This window comes from Streptomyces chattanoogensis (genome assembly GCF_001294335.1).
GTDB lineage: Bacteria > Actinomycetota > Actinomycetes > Streptomycetales > Streptomycetaceae > Streptomyces > Streptomyces chattanoogensis.
This window is the reverse complement of sequence record NZ_LGKG01000001.1, coordinates 328,897-345,296: the sequence shown is the minus strand read 5'-3', so window position 1 is coordinate 345,296 and position 16,400 is coordinate 328,897. Positions and strand designations below refer to the sequence as shown.

The following is a 16,400-nucleotide window of genomic DNA, read 5'->3' as shown; positions in this document are numbered from 1 at the left end:
GATGGGGAGGGGCACGGCCATGGGTGCACTCAGCGGCAGGACGGCACTGGTGACGGGCGGCGGCAGGGGGATCGGCCGGGCGATTTCGGAGCGGCTGGGGCGGGACGGGGCGCGGGTCGGCGTGCACTACGGACGCGACGAGGCGGCGGCCAAGGAGACGGTCGCCGCGATCGAGGCCGCGGGCGGCGAGGCCTTCGCGGTCCGGGCCGAGTTGGGGGTGCCGGGAGACGCCGAGGCGCTCTGGTCCGCGTTCGACGAGCAGGCCGACGGGGTGGACGTCCTGGTCAACAACGCCGGGATCAACAAAGCGGTGGACGGGACGCTGAAGCGGGTCGGGGAGGTGACGGAGGAAGATTTCGACCGCCTCTTCGCGGTCAACACCAAGGCGCCGTTCTTCATCGTGCAGCAGGGGCTGAGCCGACTGCGGGACGGCGGGCGGATCATCAACACCTCGACGGGGCTGACGCGTGGCGCGGCCAAGCCCGAGCTGATCGCCTACGCCATGAGCAAGGGCGCCGTCGATGTGTTCACCAGGACGCTCGCCAAGGACCTGGGACCGCGCGGGATCACGGTCAACGCCGTGGCGCCCGGCGCCGTCGACACGGATATGAACGCCGGCTGGCTGCGCGGTGCGGAGAACGCCGGGGCGCGTACGGCACTCGGGGAGATATCCCCGCTCGGGCGGGTGGCGGAGCCGGCCGACATCGGCGATGTCGTGGCCTTTCTCGCCTCGGACGACAGCCGCTGGGTGACGGGCCAGTGGATCGATGCGACGGGGGGTGTGCTGCTCTGACGCCGGCGCCGGATGCGTGACCGGACGGGTGGCCGGACGGGTGGCCGGGGGGACTGCCGGCGGGCTGCCGGGGGCGGCGAAACTTCCCCGCCATTCCCCCGCGGCACCCCGTCGTCCGTGCCCCGCTCTGCTAGATTGGTCTATACCACATAGCCCATTCTCCAGAACGGCAGGCCAAGCGTGGAAGTTGTCATCGTTCCGGACGCCGCGGCAGGCGGGGAGCTCATCGCGGAGGCCATCGCCACCCTGATGCGCCGCAAGCCGGATGCGCTGCTCGGTGTGGCCACCGGCTCGACCCCGTTGCCCGTGTACGAGGCGCTCTCGGCGAAGGTCCGGGCCTGCGTGGTGGACGCCTCGCGGGCCCGCATCTGCCAGCTCGACGAGTATGTGGGGCTGCCGGCCGGGCACCCGGAGTCCTACCGTTCGGTGGTGCTGCGCGAGGTGGTGGAGCCGCTGGGGCTGGACGAGGGCTCCTTCATGGGGCCGGACGGTACGGCGGAGGATGTCCAGGCCGCGTGCGAGGCGTACGACAAGGCGCTGAGCGAGGCGGGGGGTGTGGACCTGCAGCTGCTCGGCATCGGCACCGACGGGCACATCGGCTTCAACGAGCCGTGCTCGTCGCTCGCTTCCCGTACCCGGATCAAGACGCTCACCCGGCAGACCCGGGAGGACAACGCCCGCTTCTTCGACAGCCCGGAGGAGGTCCCGCACCACGTCATCACCCAGGGCATCGGCACCATCCTGGAGGCCCGGCACCTGGTCCTGCTCGCCACCGGCGAGGGCAAGGCCGACGCGGTGGCGCACGCGGTCGAGGGCCCGGTCGCCGCGCTGGTCCCGGCTTCGGCCCTGCAGCTCCACCCGCATGCGACGGTCGTCGTCGACGAGGCCGCGGCCTCCAAGCTGAAGCTCGCCGAATACTTCCGGGCCACGTATGCGGCGAAGCCGGAGTGGCAGGGGATCTAGACCCCGGCGCGCGGCTCGGCGGTGGGCGGTGTCTCTCGCCGGGCGGCGGTGTCCTCAGCTGTCGGCCGCGGTGCCGCCGACAGTCGGGCCCGTCATCCCCAACAGGGCCTCCGCCGCGGCCTGGCCGCACACCCGGGCCGCGCCGTGGGTGGCGATATGGATGGCGCCGGCGGGCGGGGACTGCGGAACGCCCATTTCCACCACTGCGGTGTCGGGGCGGGCCGCGGTGAGAGCCCGCAGGGCGTCGGCCATCCAGGGGTGGCGGTGGGCGTCGCGGACGACGGCGACGAGGCGGCGGCCGGCGGCGTCGGCCAGCAGGCCGTCGATCAGCGCGGGGGTCCCAACCGCAGCCGCCGCCTCCGCGGTGTAGGTGGCGGTGCGAGTGCCGGGGAGAAGGCGGGTGAGTTCGGCGGCGATGCCCCAGGGGGTGTCGTCACCTACCGCGATGTTGGCGAGGGGGGTGAAGGCGGCGACGTAGGCGGGGCCGGTCAGCGGCTCGTACGGGTCGTCGGCGGTGATGCGCAGGGCGCGGCGGGCGGCGCTCAGGCCGATGCCGGGTGCGGGCGCGGCCCCCACGACCGCGCCCGCACTCCGGGTCCAGCGCGCCAGGGCGCGCACCCGTGCCGCGGCGTCGGCGAGCCGCTTCTCCGGCAGCTCCCCGTCGCGCACCGCCCGCACCAGGGCGTCGCGCAGCCGCAGCACGGTGTCCTCGTCGGCCAGTCCGCCGCCCACACAAATGGCGTCCGCACCGGCCGCGATGGCCAGCACGCTGCCGTGCTCGATGCCGTAGGTGGCGGAGATCGCCTGCATCTCCATGCCGTCGGTGACGATGAGCCCGTCGAAGCCGAGACCGCCCTCGGCGGCCGGTGCGCGCAGCAGGCCGTGCAGGGCGGCGGGGCTGAGGGTGGCCGGGTGGTCGCCGTCCAGGGCGGGCAGCAGGATGTGCGCGCTCATCACCGCCTTGGTGCCGGCGGCGATGGCGGCCTGGAAGGGGATCAGCTCGCGTTGCCGGAGGGTGGGCAGGTCGGCGGTGATGCGCGGCAGGGCGTGGTGGGAGTCGACGGCGGTGTCGCCGTGGCCGGGGAAGTGTTTGGTGCAGGCGGCGACGCCGGCGGACTGGAGGCCCTCGACGTATGCGGCGGTGTGCCGGGCGACCCGCTGCGGGTCGGCGCCGAAAGACCGTACGCCGATGACCGGGTTGGCGGGGTTGGAGTTGACGTCGGCGGACGGCGCCCAGTTGAGGTTGATACCGCAGCCGGCCAGGCGGCGGCCCATTTCGCGGGCCACCTCGCGGGTCAGGGCGGTGTCGTCGACGGCGCCGAGCGCGAGGTTGCCGGGGAAGGCGGAGCCGCCGCGCACGTCGAGACGGGTGACATCGCCGCCCTCCTCGTCGATGGCGATGAGGAGGTCATCGCGTACGTCCCGCAACTGGGCGGAGAGAGCGGCCAGTTGGTCCGGGCTGTGCACATTGCGGCCGAAGAGGCCCACCGCGGCCAGGCCCTCGTCGAGGCGGCGGAGCAGCCAGCCGGGGGCGGTGGTGCCGGTGAAGCCGGGCTGGAGGACGGCGAGTGCATCGCGCGCGAGAGTGTCGGTGGAACGAATGGGGCGGAGAAAGACAGCCATGCGTTATCCCTTCACTGCGCCGGAGGTGAGACCACCGACCGCCTTGCGTTGCAGGAACAGGAAGAGGAGCAGGATCGGGACGGCGAAGAGGGAGGCGGCGGCCATGGTGGCGCCCCAGTCGTCCCCGAACCGGGTCTGGAACTGCGAGAGCCACAGCGGCAGGGTGCCCGCGCCGGGCTCCTTGTTGAGGACCAGTACGAGCGGGAATTCGTGCCAGGCGGTGATGAAGCCGAAGAGGGAGGTGGCCATCAGCCCGGGGGCGAGGAGCGGGAAGACGACCTTGAGGAAGGCCTGCCGGCGCGAGCAGCCGTCGACCATCGCGGACTCCTCCAGCTCCCTGGGCACCGCGGCGACATAGCCGCGCAGCGTCAGCAGGGTGAAGGGCAGCACCATCAGCATGTAGAAGCAGGTGAGCGGGACGAGGCTGTTGAGCATGTCCGCGTCGCGAACAATCAGATAGACCGAGATCACCATGACCTCCCAAGGCGCCATCTGGGCGACCATGAAGGTCAGCAGGATGCCCTTACGGCCCTTGAAGCGCATCCGGGTCAGGGCGAACGCCCCGCACAGCGCGATGACCAGAGACAGGGCGACGGCGAGGACGGTCACGACGACCGAGTTCCCGGCCAGGGTCCAGAAGTCGGGCGCGTGCACGGCCGTCGCGAAGTGCTCGAAGGTGCCGTGGAACGGGAACCACACCGGGTCCTCGCTGAGGATGTCCCGGGTCGGTTTGAAGGCCGTGTTGAACATCCAGTAGACGGGGAAGACAAAGCCGATGGCGAGCACGACCGCCGTGGCGTTGAGCCAGATACGGCCCGCGAGCGAGCGCTTCACAGCGCGGCCTCCTCGTGTTCCTCCTGCGCTTCCTGCCGGAGCGTCAGACGCAGGTAGTGCGCGGTCATGGCGAGCAGCACCACTATGGTGAGCAGGGAGATCGCGGCGCCCATGCCGAAGTGGAGATTGCCGACGCCTTCGGTGAAGGCGTAGATCGGCAGGGTTTCGGTGAGCCGGTCCGGGCCGCCCTGGTTGATCGCGAAGATCTGCGGAAACGCCTTGAAGACCCAGATGACTTCGAGGAACGTCGTGGCCAGGAAGAAGGGGCGCAGGAAGGGGAAGGTCACGGAGGCGAAGACCTGCCAGGTGCCGGCGCCGTCCATCCGGGCGGCCTCGTAGAGCTCCTTGGGGATGGTCGTGGTGGCGGCGTAGAGGTTGAGCGCCACGAAGGGCAGCGACTGCCAGACGATCATCACGGTGATGACGAAGAAGGTCGACAGCTGGGTGCCGACCCAGTCGTAGTCCGTCATCGCGTGCCAGCCGGCCGCGTCCAGCACCCAGTTGACGACGCCGTAGCGGGAGTCGAAGAGCCACTGGAAGACGGTGGTGGCGGCGATCACCGGCATCGCCCAGGCCAGCACCAGCGCGACGGACAGGGCCAGCCGCATCGTCTTGCCGAGCCGGGCCAGCAGCAGTCCGATCAGGGTGCCCAGGACCATGATCAGGACAACGTTGACGGCGGTGAAGACGACGGTGCGGAGGGTGACCCGCCAGAACTGCTCGCTGCCCAGGATCTCCCGGTAGTTGCCGGTCCCCACCCACTCGGTGAGGTGCTGGATCAGCTCCTTCATATTGAGGTTCTGGAAGGAGAGCACGAGGTTGCGCACCATCGGCCAGCCCAGGAAGACCGCGGTCGCGAGCAGGGCGGGGAGCAGCAGCAGATACGGGGCGCCCCGCCCTCTCCTGGAGCCTCGGCCGCAGGGCGGCGCACCGCCCTTGCCGGTCCGCGCGGCGGCCTGGTCCGTTGCGGCCGCCGCGCCGTCGAGCTGCACTGCCATGGGCTCCTGCTCCCCCTCGTTCCGCTCGGATGCACCGGATGTGCGCGTACGGGGCCGGGGACGGCCGGCCCCGTACGCCGCCGGTGGCGGTTATTCCTTGGCGAGCCGCGCGTTGATCTCGGATTCGACGGCCTTGGCGGCGTCGGCCGGGGACTTACCGTTCAGCACGGCCGTCATATAGCTCTTGATCGGATTCGGTACGTTCTCCACCGCGGCCCACTGGGGAATGAGGGGAGTCGTACCGCCGGACTTTTCCGCGGCGGGTGCGGCGGCGGCCGCGGCCGGGTTCTCCTTGGCGGCCGTGGCCAGGTCCGGGGACTTCGGCGTCCAGCCGGCCTCCTTGACCATCCGGGCGTCGTTCTCCTTCGACAGGGCGATCTTCAGGAATTCCTTGGCGAGTTCCTGGTTCTTGCCCATTCCGGCGACGGCGAAGTTGGAACCGCCGAGGAAGACGCCCTCGGGCTTGCCGGCGGTCTCCCCGGGAATGGTGAAGAAGCCGATGTCCTTCTTGATGCCCGGGTTGGCCTTGACCGCCTCGGCGGCCTCGTAGCCCATTGCGATAACGGCGCCGGTCTTCCCCTTGGCGAATACCTCGGACTGCTGCGGAGTGGCTTCGTCCTTGTTCTTCGGGGCGGTGCTGAAGGACTGGTAGGTCTTGTAGATGTCCATGGCCTTGGCGACTTTGGGGTCGCCGAGGTTGGAGACCCACTTGCCGCCCTGCTTCTTCACCAGGTCGGCGCCGGTGCCGATGGTCAGGCCGTCGAGGAAGTACCAGTTCTGGCCGGGGAGATAGAGCGGTTCGGCGTCGGTCTTCTTCTTGATGGTGTCGAAGGCCTTGAAGAGCTCACTGCGGGTCCTGGGGGTGCCTTTGAGGCCCGCCTGTGCCCAGATCTTCTTGTTGTACATGACGACGCGGTTTCCGGCGAACCACGGGAGCGCGTACTGCTTTCCGTCCACCAGCGCCGCCTTGTTGAACGCATCGTTCCAGTCGGCGCCGATGGCCTTCTTCAGATCGCCGAGGTCGGCCAGGGCTCCCGCCTTGGCGTAGGCGGCGGTCTGGGTGTTGCCGATTTCGACGACGTCCGGCGGGGTGTCCTCGGACAGTGCGGTGCTCAGCTTCTGCTGAATTCCGTTCCACTGCTGGACCTTGAACTCGACGGTGGCGCCGGTCTTCTTCTTGAATTGCGCGGAGACCTGTTCGGTCCACTGCGCGGGATTCGAGCCGCTCATCACCCATACGGTGAGCTTCTGTCCCTTGAAGCCGTCCGCGCCGTCGCCTGAACCACAGGCGGCGACGCCCACCAGCATTCCCGCGACCATCGTCGCCGCTATGAGCCCACGCTTCATTGCGCTCTCCCCCAGAGGACGGGTGTGGTCTTGCATGGCCAACGATTAATGGTTTAGACCAGCGCCCGCAGCTTGGCCTAGACCTTTGGGGGTGTCAAGGGTGTATAAGAGTCGCTGTCAGGTCCGTTACCGGACCGACATCTGGCGGGCCGGGACCTGCGAGGGAGCGCGGGGGATCCACTCGTGCCACGATGTGAGCCGCTACGTACGGAGGAGCCGGTGACGGCAGCGCGAGACGAGTCGGAGAGGCGGGCCATGGAGACCGAAGGCGGCAGTGCCGAGAGCGGCGGCGGCGCACGCACCGCTCGGGTGCCCAAGTACTACCGCCTCAAGCGGCACTTGCTGGAGATCACCGAGACGCTGCCGCCCGGCACCCCGGTACCCCCCGAGCGCACCCTCGCCGCGGAGTTCGACACCTCCCGCACGACGGTCCGCCAGGCCCTCCAGGAGCTCGTCGTCGAGGGCCGCCTGGAGCGCATCCAGGGCAAGGGCACCTTTGTCGCCAAGCCCAAGGTCTCCCAGGCTCTGCAACTGACCTCCTACACCGAGGACATGCGCGCCCAGGGGCTGGAGCCGACGTCCCAGCTGCTGGACATCGGCTATGTCACCGCCGACGACCGGCTCGCCGGTCTGCTGGACATCGTCACCGGCGGCCGGGTGCTGCGCATCGAACGGCTCCGGCTGGCCAGCGGCGAGCCCATGGCCATCGAGACCACCCACCTGTCGGCCAAACGCTTCCCCGCACTGCGCCGCAACCTGGTCAAGTACACCTCCCTGTACACCGCGCTGGCCGAGGTCTACGACGTCCGCCTGGCGGAGGCCGAGGAGACCATCGAGACCTCACTCGCCACCCCGCGCGAGGCCGGCCTCCTGGGCACCGACGTCGGCCTGCCGATGCTGATGCTCTCCCGGCATTCGGTGGACGCCCAGGGGCAGCCGGTGGAATGGGTCCGCTCGGTCTACCGCGGCGACCGCTACAAGTTCGTCGCCCGGCTGCGCCGCCCCGCCGACTGAGTCCCCGCGGCCGCCGCGGCCCGGTCCGTGACACCGGTCCGTAACTCACGTATGCCATACCGATATACGGACACCTAGTGACGCGTGCCACGCCCCTGGCTTAGATTTCCAGCCCATTACCAGGAGAACTTGCCACGGACGGAGCTTCGCCATGTCAGAGCCGGAGTCGGCAGCCGAACCGCCGGAGCGGGGACCGATCGTCACGCCCACCCGTGTGGTGGCCGGGGTGTGTCTGCTCGCACCGTTCGTGGCGATGCTGTGGGTGAGTTCGTACGCGAGGATCGAGCCGAAGCTCATCGGGATCCCGTTCTTCTACTGGTACCAGATGCTGTGGGTGCCCGTCTCGACGGTGCTGACGGCGGTTGCGTACAAGCTGGTCCAGCGTGAGCAGCGCGCCCGCAAGGGGGGTGTGGCCAAGTGACCGCCCACTCCTCCTCCGCCGCGCTGGCGGCCCCCTCGGCCGAGGGAGTCAACGGCGTCGCCCTCGCCGTCTTCGTCTTCTTCTTCGTGGCCGTGACGGTCATGGGCTTCCTCGCCGCCCGCTGGCGCAAGGCCGAACAGTCCGCCAGCCTCGACGAATGGGGCCTGGGCGGGCGCAGCTTCGGCACCTGGATCACCTGGTTCCTGCTGGGCGGTGACCTCTACACCGCGTACACGTTCGTGGCCGTCCCGGCGGCGATCTACGCGGCGGGCGCCGCCGGCTTCTTCGCCGTCCCCTACACCATCCTCGTCTATCCCCTGATCTTCACCTTCCTCCCCCGCCTGTGGTCGGTCTCGCACAAGCACGGGTATGTCACCACCTCCGACTTCGTGCGCGGCCGCTTCGGGTCCAAGGGCCTGTCGCTGGCCGTGGCGCTCACCGGCATCCTCGCGACGATGCCGTACATCGCCCTCCAACTCGTCGGCATCCAGGCAGTTCTGGACGTGATGGGCGTCGGCGGCGGCGAGAACACCAACTGGTTCGTCAAGGACCTGCCGCTGCTGATCGCGTTCGCGGTGCTGGCCGCGTACACCTACTCCTCGGGGCTGCGGGCGCCCGCACTGATCGCCTTCGTCAAGGACGGGCTGATCTATCTGGTCATCATCGTCGCGATCGTCTACATCCCCATCAAGCTGGGCGGTTTCGACCATATCTTCGATGCGGCGGGCAAGGCGTTCGCGCAGCCCGGCGCCGTCCCCGGCAAACCGCGCGGCGAGCTGACCAGCGGCCCCCACGCCCAGTGGGCGTACGCCACCCTGGCGCTGGGCTCCGCGCTGGCGCTCTTCATGTACCCGCACTCGATCACCGCGACGCTGTCCTCGCGCAGCCGCAACGTGATCCGCCGCAACACCACGATCCTGCCGCTGTACTCCCTGATGCTGGGCTTCCTGGCGCTGCTCGGCTTCATGGCGATCACGGCCGGTACGGACATCAAGGGCAACCCGCAGCTGGCGATTCCGCAGCTGTTCGAGGACATGTTCCCGAGCTGGTTCTCCGGCGTCGCCTTCGCCGCGATCGGCATCGGTGCCCTCGTACCGGCGGCCATCATGTCGATCGCCGCGGCCAACCTCTTCACCCGCAACGTCTACAAGGACTTCCTCAAGCCGGGCGCGACCGCGGAGCAGGAGCACAAGGTCGCCAAGCTGGTCTCGCTGCTGGTGAAGGTGGGTGCGCTGGTCTTCGTCCTGACCATGGACAAGACCGTCGCGATCAACTTCCAGCTGCTGGGCGGTATCTGGATCCTGCAGACCATGCCCGCGCTGGTCGGCGGCCTGTTCACCCGGTGGTTCCACCGCTGGGCGCTGCTGGCGGGCTGGGCGGTCGGCATGATCTACGGCACGCTGGCGGCGTACGGCGTGGCCAGCCCCACCCAGAAGCACTTCGGCGGCTCGGCGGCCGAGATCCCCGGCATCGGCGAGATCGGCTACATCGGCCTGACCGCGTTTGTGCTGAATGTGGTGGTGACGGTCGTGCTGACCTTCGCCCTGAAGGCCGCGAAGGCTCCGGACGGTGTCGACGAGACCAGCCCCGGCGACTACACGGCCGACATCGGCGACAAGGGCGTCACGGCGGACCTGCCTCAGGCCCCTGCGGAGGCGCCGGCGGAGCACTGAGCCCGCCGGCCGGCTCACGGGTACGGGCCGTCGCATCCTTCGGGGTGCGGCGGCCCGTTCACGTTATCCACAGGCCCCGCCGCCGATCGGGCCCGCCCGGCACACTGAAGCGCATGGACATCACGATCAGGCCCGCGCGGCCGGCCGAGTTCGCAGCGGTGGGTGACCTCCTGGTGGAGGCCTATCTGGCCGATGGGCTGCTGGCGTTCGGGGAGAGCGATCCCTACGCCGCCGTCCTGCGCAGGGTCGCACACCGGGCGGAGCATGCCGAGGTGCTGGTGGCCGTGGAGCCGCGGCGCGGGGCGGTGCTCGGGACCGTGACGTTTGCCGCGTACGGGAGTCCGTACGCGGATCTGGCGGGGCCCGGGGAGGGGGAGTTCCGGATGCTGGCGGTGCAGTTCGAGGGGCGCGGGCAAGGAATTGGGGCGGCGTTGGTGACGGCATGTATGGAGCGCGCCCGCGCGCTGGGGCTGCGGGCGCTGGTGCTCTCCAGTCAGCGGCAACTGCTGCCCGCCCACCGGCTCTACCGCCGCCTGGGGTTCGAGCGCGCCGAGGAGCGGGACTGGGATCCGATACCTGAGGTCACGCTCTGGGCCTTTGCGCGGGAGCTGGTCTGAAGGGCGTTCCGGGCGTCGTTCCGGGCGGCACTCCCCGCGCGCCCGGGCCGTGATCCGGGCGACATTCCGGGCCTCACCGGGGCCGTTGGCCGTTCGCACACCTGTGGGAGTGGTATGGGAGAACATCAGGCAGCGACACAACATGTGGGGGTGCGCGCGGGGAGCAGCACAAGATGTATGCTCTTGCTCGCTGTCGCCGCAGGGGAATCCGGTGGGAATCCGGAACTGTCCCGCAACGGTGTACGAGTGCGCCCGGATTGCCGTACGGCCGTCTCGCGCGCCCCTGAAGTCCGAGGACCTGCCGACAGTACGCCCGCACCGCCATCGGTGCGGACGTCGATACGTCCGGGCCCCGAGGGTTGGGCTGATGGATGCCGCGCGGTGTGCCCGCGCACCCCTGACCGTCACGGGGTGCCGCACGCCCGCGCGCGCCCGTCGCGCGCCCCTCCCGGCCCCCGCCGAGTGAGGGAGAGCATCACGTGACCATCGCGCCAACGGAGCCCGCGTCAGACGCCGAGGTCGTGCAGCCTGCGGTGGCTGCGCCTGCCGCCCCCGCCGACGGCGGGAAGGGCGAGGTCGGGCAGGACGGTCCGGGCGTTGCCCTGCTGCGCACGCTGACCGACCTGACCGTGGACCTGACCGCGACCGACCCCGGAAAGGTGGCCGCCGCCGCGCTGCGCGGCCGGCACCCGGGCTCGGACGAGGCCGAGTTGCGCGCGCTGGCCATCGACGCCGCCGCCGGACTCATCGGTGACGAGCCGCAGTACTCCCGGCTCGCCGCCCGTCTGCTGACCCTCTCCATCGCGGAGGAGGCGGCCGGACAGGGGGCGGTCGCCTTCTCCGCCTCCGTCGAGGTCGGCCACCGCGAGGGCCTGATCGCCGACGCGACCGCCGAGTTCGTACGGACCCATGCGGAGCAGCTGGACGCCCTGGTCGAGAGGGCTCTCCAGGACGGCGCCGACGACCGGTTCGGGTACTTCGGACTGCGGACGCTGCACTCGCGCTATCTGCTGCGGCACCCCACCACCCGTCAGGTCATCGAGACGCCCCAGCACTTCCTGCTCCGGGTGGCCTGCGGTCTGGCCGAGGACCACTCCGCACGGGCGCTGGCGGATGTCGCGGAGCTGTACCGCCTGACCAGCACGCTCTCCTACCTGCCCTCCTCCCCCACGCTCTTCAACTCCGGCACCCGCCACCCGCAGATGTCGTCCTGCTATCTGCTGGACTCCCCGCTGGACGAGCTGGACTCGATCTACGGCCGCTACCACCAGGTGGCGCGGCTCTCCAAGCACGCCGGCGGCATCGGTCTCTCGTACTCCCGGATCCGCGCACGGGGGTCGCTGATCCGGGGCACCAACGGCCACTCCAACGGCATCGTGCCGTTCCTGCGCACCCTGGACGCCTCCGTCGCCGCGGTGAACCAGGGCGGCCGGCGCAAGGGCGCCGCCTGTGTCTACCTGGAGACCTGGCACGCCGACATCGAGGAGTTCCTGGAGCTGCGCGACAACACCGGTGAGGAGGCGCGCCGTACGCACAACCTGAACATCGCGCACTGGATCCCGGACGAGTTCATGCGCCGGGTGGAGGCGGACGCCGACTGGTCGCTGTTCTCCCCCTCGGACGTTCCGGAGCTGGTCGACCTGTGGGGCGACGAGTTCGACGCCGCCTACCGCAAGGCCGAGGCCGACGGCCGGGCGCTCAAGCAGATCCCCGCCCGGCTGCTGTACTCGCGGATGATGCGCACCCTGGCGCAGACCGGCAACGGCTGGATGACGTTCAAGGACGCCGCCAACCGCACCGCCAACCAGACCGCCGAACCCGGCCAGGTCGTGCACTCCTCCAACCTGTGCACGGAGATCCTGGAGGTGACCAACGACGGGGAGACCGCGGTCTGCAACCTGGGCTCGGTCAACCTCGCCGCCCACCTGGGTGACAACGGTGAGATGGACTGGGAGCGGCTGGACGCCACGGTCCGCACGGCCGTCACCTTCCTCGACCGCGTGGTGGACATCAACTTCTACCCGACCGAGCAGGCCGGGGCCTCCAACTCCCGCTGGCGCCCGGTCGGTCTGGGCCTGATGGGCCTGCAGGACGTCTTCTTCCGGCTGCGGCTGCCCTTCGACTCGCCCGAGGCGCGGGAGCTGTCGACCCGGATCTCCGAGCGGATCATGCTCGCCGCGTACGAGGCCTCCGCCGATCTCGCCGAGCGGCACGGCCCGCACCCGGCCTGGTCCGCGACCCGTACCGCCCGCGGTGTGCTGCACCCCGACCACTACCCGGACGCCGAGCCCCGCTGGGCCGACCGCTGGGCGGCGCTGCGCACCCGGATCGCGAAGACCGGGATGCGCAACTCCCTGCTGCTGGCGATCGCGCCGACCGCCACCATCGCCTCCATCGCGGGGGTGTACGAGTGCATCGAGCCGCAGGTCTCCAACCTCTTCAAGCGCGAAACGCTGAGCGGTGAGTTCCTGCAGGTCAACGCCTATCTGATCGAGGAGCTCAAGGCGCTGGGCCTGTGGGACGCGCGGACCCGTGACGCGCTGCGCGAGGCCAACGGCTCGGTCCAGGAGGTGAGCTGGATCCCCGAGGAGGTCCGGTCCCGTTACCGCACCGCTTGGGAGATCCCGCAGCGCGCCCTGATCGACATGGCCGCGGCCCGTACGCCGTACCTCGACCAGAGCCAGTCCCTGAACCTCTTCATGGCGTCGCCGACCATCGGCAAGCTCAGCTCGATGTACGCCTACGCCTGGAAGCGCGGCATCAAGACGACGTACTACCTGCGGTCACGCCCGGCGACCCGGATCGCCCAGTCCGCGCGCGCCGCGACCGTTCCCGCACAGCTGCCGGTGGCCGACTCCGAGGCCGTCGCCTGCTCCCTGGAAAACCCCGAGTCCTGCGAGGCCTGCCAGTAATGACCACCGAAACGAACACCGCCGCGGCCACGCACACCGCCACCACCGGTGAGAAGAACCTCCTCGACCCGGGCTTCGAGCTGACCCTGCGCCCCATGCGGTACCCGGACTTCTACGACCGCTACCGCGACGCGATCAAGAACACCTGGACCGTGGAGGAGGTCGACCTCCACTCGGACGTCGCCGACCTCGCCAAGCTCTCCCCCGGCGAGCAGCACCTCATCGGCCGGCTGGTCGCCTTCTTCGCCACCGGCGACTCGATCGTGGCGAACAACCTGGTCCTGACCCTCTACAAGCACATCAACTCCCCCGAGGCGCGGCTGTACCTGAGCCGTCAGCTGTTCGAGGAGGCCGTGCACGTCCAGTTCTATCTGACGCTGCTGGACACCTATCTCCCCGACCCGGACGACCGCGCCGCCGCCTTCGCGGCCGTGGAGAACATCCCGTCCATCCGGGAGAAGGCCCAGTTCTGCTTCAAGTGGATGGACTCGGTCGAGAGCATCGACCGGCTGGAGTCCAAGGCCGACCGCCGCCGCTTCCTGCTCAACCTGATCTGCTTCGCGGCCTGCATCGAGGGCCTGTTCTTCTACGGTGCCTTCGCCTACGTCTACTGGTTCCGCTCGCGCGGTCTGCTGCACGGCCTGGCGACCGGCACCAACTGGGTGTTCCGCGACGAGTCCATGCACATGGACTTCGCGTTCTCGGTGGTGGACACGGTCCGCCAGGAGGAGCCCGACCTCTTCGACGACAAGCTGGAGCAGCAGGTCACCGAGATGCTCGAGGAGGCCGTCGAGGCGGAGCTGCAGTTCGGCCGCGATCTGTGCGGTGACGGCCTGCCGGGGATGAACACCGAGTCGATGCGCGAATACCTCCAGTGCGTCGCCGACCAGCGGCTGCAGCGCCTCGGCTTCGCGCCCGTCTACGGCTCGGAGAACCCGTTCTCCTTCATGGAGCTGCAGAACGTCCAGGAGCTGACCAACTTCTTCGAGCGCCGGGCCTCGGCCTACCAGGTCGCCGTGGAGGGCTCGGTCTCCTTCGACGACGACTTCTAGCCGACGGCAGCACCCGTCCGGCCACCGGCCGCCCGCGGATTATGAGCATCCTGTTAGCGGGCGGCCGGTGCGGCAACCGGAGCGCCGTTTCCTACTGTCTACGGGAGCATGAAGGGGAACAGGGTGCGTCGCCTGCTGCGTCGCCTGCCGCGCCGTCTTCCGCGCCGTCTTCCGCGCCGCCGGATCATCGACTATCCGCGTCAGGGGCGAGCGGGGCTGCGCCGCTGGCTGCCGTCGTGGCGTCTGGTGCTCGGCACCGTCGGGACGTGCATCGGCGGCCTGGTCGGCCTGTTCGTCGTCGTCTACATCAGCGTCGACATCCCCAACGAGAACGAGCTGGCCGCCCAGGAAGCCTCCATCTACTACTGGGCGGACGGCAGTCAGATGGTCAGCGTCGGCGCCGTCAACCGCCAGAACGTCACGCTCGACAAGGTCCCCGATTCGGTCGAGAACGCCGTGATCGCGGCGGAGAACGCCACCTTCTACAGCGATTCCGGTGTCTCTCTCAAGGGCATCGGCCGCGCCGTGGTGAACATGCTGTCCGGCGGGGACACCCAGGGCGGCTCCACGATCACCCAGCAGTATGTGAAGAACACCTATCTTTCGCAGGACCAGACGGTCACCCGTAAGGCGAAGGAATTCATCATCTCGCTGAAGGTGAACAACCAGAAGTCGAAGCGGGAAATTCTGCGCGGCTATCTCAACACCAGCTGGTTCGGCCGGAGTTCCAACGGAATCCAGGCGGCCGCGCACGCCTATTACGGTATCGACGCCGAGAAGCTCAACCCGAGTCAGGGAGCGCTGCTGGCCGCGCTGCTGAAGGGTTCCGAGCAGTACGACCCGACGCTGAGCAAGGCCAATCACCAGCGGGCCGTGGCGCGCTGGAAATGGATCCTCGACCGGCAGGTCGCCACCGGCAAGATGAGCGCGTCGGAGCGGGCCAGGTACACCAAGTTCCCCGAGCCCCGCGCGCTGGCGAAGCCCACCAGCCAGGCCGGCCAGACCGGTTATCTCGTCGACGTCGCCAATAAATTCATCCAGAGCAGTACGGGACTGACCGACAAGGACCTGGCGAGCGGCGGCTACCGCATTCACACCACCTTCGACAAAACGCTCACCCGCCGCCTGGAAAAGGCGGTCACCAGCGTCCGTCAGCAGACCATCGACCCGAAGAAGCGCACGACCGACACCTTTGTGCAATTCGGCGCGGCCTCGGTACGTCCCAAGGACGGGGCGATCGTCGCGCTGTACGGCGGCGCGGATGCGACGAAGCACTTCGGCAACAACGCCGATACCAGCGCCGTTCCGGCCGGATCGGCGTTCAAACCGTTTGTGCTGGCGGCGTCGCTGGAGCAGCAGACCGAGGCATGGGGGGCCGAGGCGAATCCGGGCGACTGGGACAGCACCGTGGGTGATCTGCGCGGGGCCCTGATGAACGCCCAGAGCCCGCCCTTCGTGCAGGCCGGGCAGCGCATCGGGCTGGAGCGGATCCGGGACCTCGTCGTGAACGCCGGGCTGCGCGAGGAGAGCCTGGCGCAGCTGGAGCCGACCTTCCCGCTCGGCACCTCCGCCCCCAGCGCGATCCGGCTGGCGAGCGCCTACACCACCTTCAGCAACGGCGGGGTGCACGCGGAACCGTACGCGGTGTCCAAGATGACCCTCGACGGCAAGCCCCTCGACGGCTTCGACCACCCGGAGCCGGCGCAGGTCCTGTCGCCCGATGTCGCCCAGCAGATGACCGGGATCCTGGAGGGGCTGGGCTGGCGCACGCTGGGCACCTCCGACGGCCGGGGCCCCTTCCGGCCGGTCGCGGCGGGCGTCAGCGAACCCGGTGACCGGATGAAGTCGGCGTGGTTCGTCGGCAGCCCGTCCGGTGCCCCCTCCACCGGCGCCGCGCCAGGCGAAGCGGGGAGCTTCAGCAAGGGGAGCGCGGACGACGGGCCGACCACCGCCATCACGATGTTCCGCAACAAGCCGGGCGCGCCCGAACTGCTGCCGATGAACGGCGTGGGCGGTCCGGACTCGGGGCTGGGGACGACCATCCCGCCGAAGATCTGGACCGCCTACCAGGACACGCCGCCCCAGGACACGTCATCCCGGGACACGTCATCCCAGGACACATCGCCCCAGGCCACGCCCTGAGGCCCGCCGCG

The 16,400-nt window shown here is 69.6% G+C and carries 13 protein-coding genes and 1 riboswitch; of the genes, 9 read left to right on the top strand and 4 right to left on the bottom strand.

Annotated features, from left to right (window positions below):
* Positions 1-19 precede the first annotated feature (19 nt).
* Positions 20-793 carry an SDR family oxidoreductase gene (locus tag ADL29_RS01505; RefSeq protein ID WP_053921965.1) on the top strand — a complete coding sequence of 258 codons (774 nt, stop codon included), beginning with the start codon at positions 20-22 and terminating at the stop codon, positions 791-793.
* 180 nt (positions 794-973) lie between these two features.
* On the top strand, positions 974-1,756 hold the full coding sequence (gene nagB / locus ADL29_RS01500; protein ID WP_053921964.1) for a glucosamine-6-phosphate deaminase: 783 nt from the start codon (positions 974-976) through the stop codon (positions 1,754-1,756).
* A gap of 54 nt (positions 1,757-1,810) precedes the next feature.
* Here nagB and ADL29_RS01495 read toward each other — a convergent pair whose 3' ends face one another.
* The 4 genes from ADL29_RS01495 to ADL29_RS01480 form a co-directional block, all read right to left on the bottom strand.
* Positions 1,811-3,379, bottom strand: coding sequence for a glycoside hydrolase family 3 protein (locus ADL29_RS01495; protein ID WP_053921963.1), 1,569 nt, complete (start codon positions 3,377-3,379; stop codon positions 1,811-1,813).
* Between the two features lie 3 nt (positions 3,380-3,382).
* Positions 3,383-4,213 (bottom strand): carbohydrate ABC transporter permease, encoded by an 831-nt coding sequence (locus tag ADL29_RS01490; protein ID WP_053921962.1) that lies wholly within the window; start codon positions 4,211-4,213, stop codon positions 3,383-3,385.
* Positions 4,210-5,211 (bottom strand): carbohydrate ABC transporter permease, encoded by a 1,002-nt coding sequence (locus ADL29_RS01485; RefSeq protein WP_053921961.1) that lies wholly within the window; start codon positions 5,209-5,211, stop codon positions 4,210-4,212. Before ADL29_RS01485 ends, ADL29_RS01490 begins: the two co-directional genes overlap by 4 nt.
* A 90-nt stretch (positions 5,212-5,301) precedes the next feature.
* Positions 5,302-6,558, bottom strand: a complete 1,257-nt coding sequence (locus tag ADL29_RS01480) for an extracellular solute-binding protein (protein ID WP_053921960.1) — start codon at positions 6,556-6,558, stop codon at positions 5,302-5,304.
* Between the two features lie 255 nt (positions 6,559-6,813).
* On the opposite strand from ADL29_RS01480, the gene ADL29_RS01475 reads away from it, so the two are divergent.
* The 7 genes from ADL29_RS01475 (at position 6,814) to ADL29_RS01445 (ending at position 16,389) form a co-directional block, all read left to right on the top strand.
* Positions 6,814-7,572 carry a GntR family transcriptional regulator gene (locus tag ADL29_RS01475; protein WP_053921959.1) on the top strand — a complete coding sequence of 253 codons (759 nt, stop codon included), beginning with the start codon at positions 6,814-6,816 and terminating at the stop codon, positions 7,570-7,572.
* Positions 7,573-7,723: 151 nt separating this feature from the next.
* Complete coding sequence (locus tag ADL29_RS01470) at positions 7,724-7,993, top strand: DUF3311 domain-containing protein (RefSeq protein ID WP_046926075.1); 270 nt, start codon at positions 7,724-7,726, stop codon at positions 7,991-7,993.
* On the top strand, positions 7,990-9,666 hold the full coding sequence (mctP, locus tag ADL29_RS01465) for a monocarboxylate uptake permease MctP (protein WP_425424187.1): 1,677 nt from the start codon (positions 7,990-7,992) through the stop codon (positions 9,664-9,666). Before ADL29_RS01470 ends, mctP begins: the two co-directional genes overlap by 4 nt.
* Positions 9,667-9,779: 113 nt before the next feature.
* Positions 9,780-10,283: a GNAT family N-acetyltransferase gene (locus ADL29_RS01460; protein ID WP_053921958.1), complete on the top strand. Its 504-nt coding sequence runs from the start codon at positions 9,780-9,782 to the stop codon at positions 10,281-10,283.
* 177 nt (positions 10,284-10,460) lie between these two features.
* Positions 10,461-10,603: riboswitch (cobalamin riboswitch) on the top strand.
* Positions 10,604-10,762: 159 nt separating this feature from the next.
* A complete protein-coding gene (locus tag ADL29_RS01455) occupies positions 10,763-13,195 on the top strand; it encodes a ribonucleoside-diphosphate reductase subunit alpha (protein ID WP_078970647.1) in 2,433 nt (810 codons plus the stop codon).
* Entirely contained in the window at positions 13,195-14,247 is a 1,053-nt protein-coding gene (locus ADL29_RS01450) for a ribonucleotide-diphosphate reductase subunit beta (protein WP_046926077.1), read from the top strand. Before ADL29_RS01455 ends, ADL29_RS01450 begins: the two co-directional genes overlap by 1 nt.
* Positions 14,248-14,355: 108 nt before the next feature.
* Entirely contained in the window at positions 14,356-16,389 is a 2,034-nt protein-coding gene (locus ADL29_RS01445; protein WP_078970646.1) for a transglycosylase domain-containing protein, read from the top strand.
* The last annotated feature ends 11 nt before the right edge of the window (positions 16,390-16,400 follow it).

Coding starts and splice junctions, on each gene's coding strand:
- ADL29_RS01505 (WP_053921965.1), top strand. CDS start 20: ATGGGTGCACTCAGCGGCAGGACGGCACTGGTGACGGGCGGCGGCAGG.
- ADL29_RS01495 (WP_053921963.1), bottom strand. CDS start 3,379: ATGGCTGTCTTTCTCCGCCCCATTCGTTCCACCGACACTCTCGCGCGC.
- ADL29_RS01485 (WP_053921961.1), bottom strand. CDS start 5,211: ATGGCAGTGCAGCTCGACGGCGCGGCGGCCGCAACGGACCAGGCCGCC.
- ADL29_RS01480 (WP_053921960.1), bottom strand. CDS start 6,558: ATGAAGCGTGGGCTCATAGCGGCGACGATGGTCGCGGGAATGCTGGTG.
- ADL29_RS01475 (WP_053921959.1), top strand. CDS start 6,814: ATGGAGACCGAAGGCGGCAGTGCCGAGAGCGGCGGCGGCGCACGCACC.
- ADL29_RS01470 (WP_046926075.1), top strand. CDS start 7,724: ATGTCAGAGCCGGAGTCGGCAGCCGAACCGCCGGAGCGGGGACCGATC.
- ADL29_RS01460 (WP_053921958.1), top strand. CDS start 9,780: ATGGACATCACGATCAGGCCCGCGCGGCCGGCCGAGTTCGCAGCGGTG.
- ADL29_RS01450 (WP_046926077.1), top strand. CDS start 13,195: ATGACCACCGAAACGAACACCGCCGCGGCCACGCACACCGCCACCACC.
- ADL29_RS01445 (WP_078970646.1), top strand. CDS start 14,356: ATGAAGGGGAACAGGGTGCGTCGCCTGCTGCGTCGCCTGCCGCGCCGT.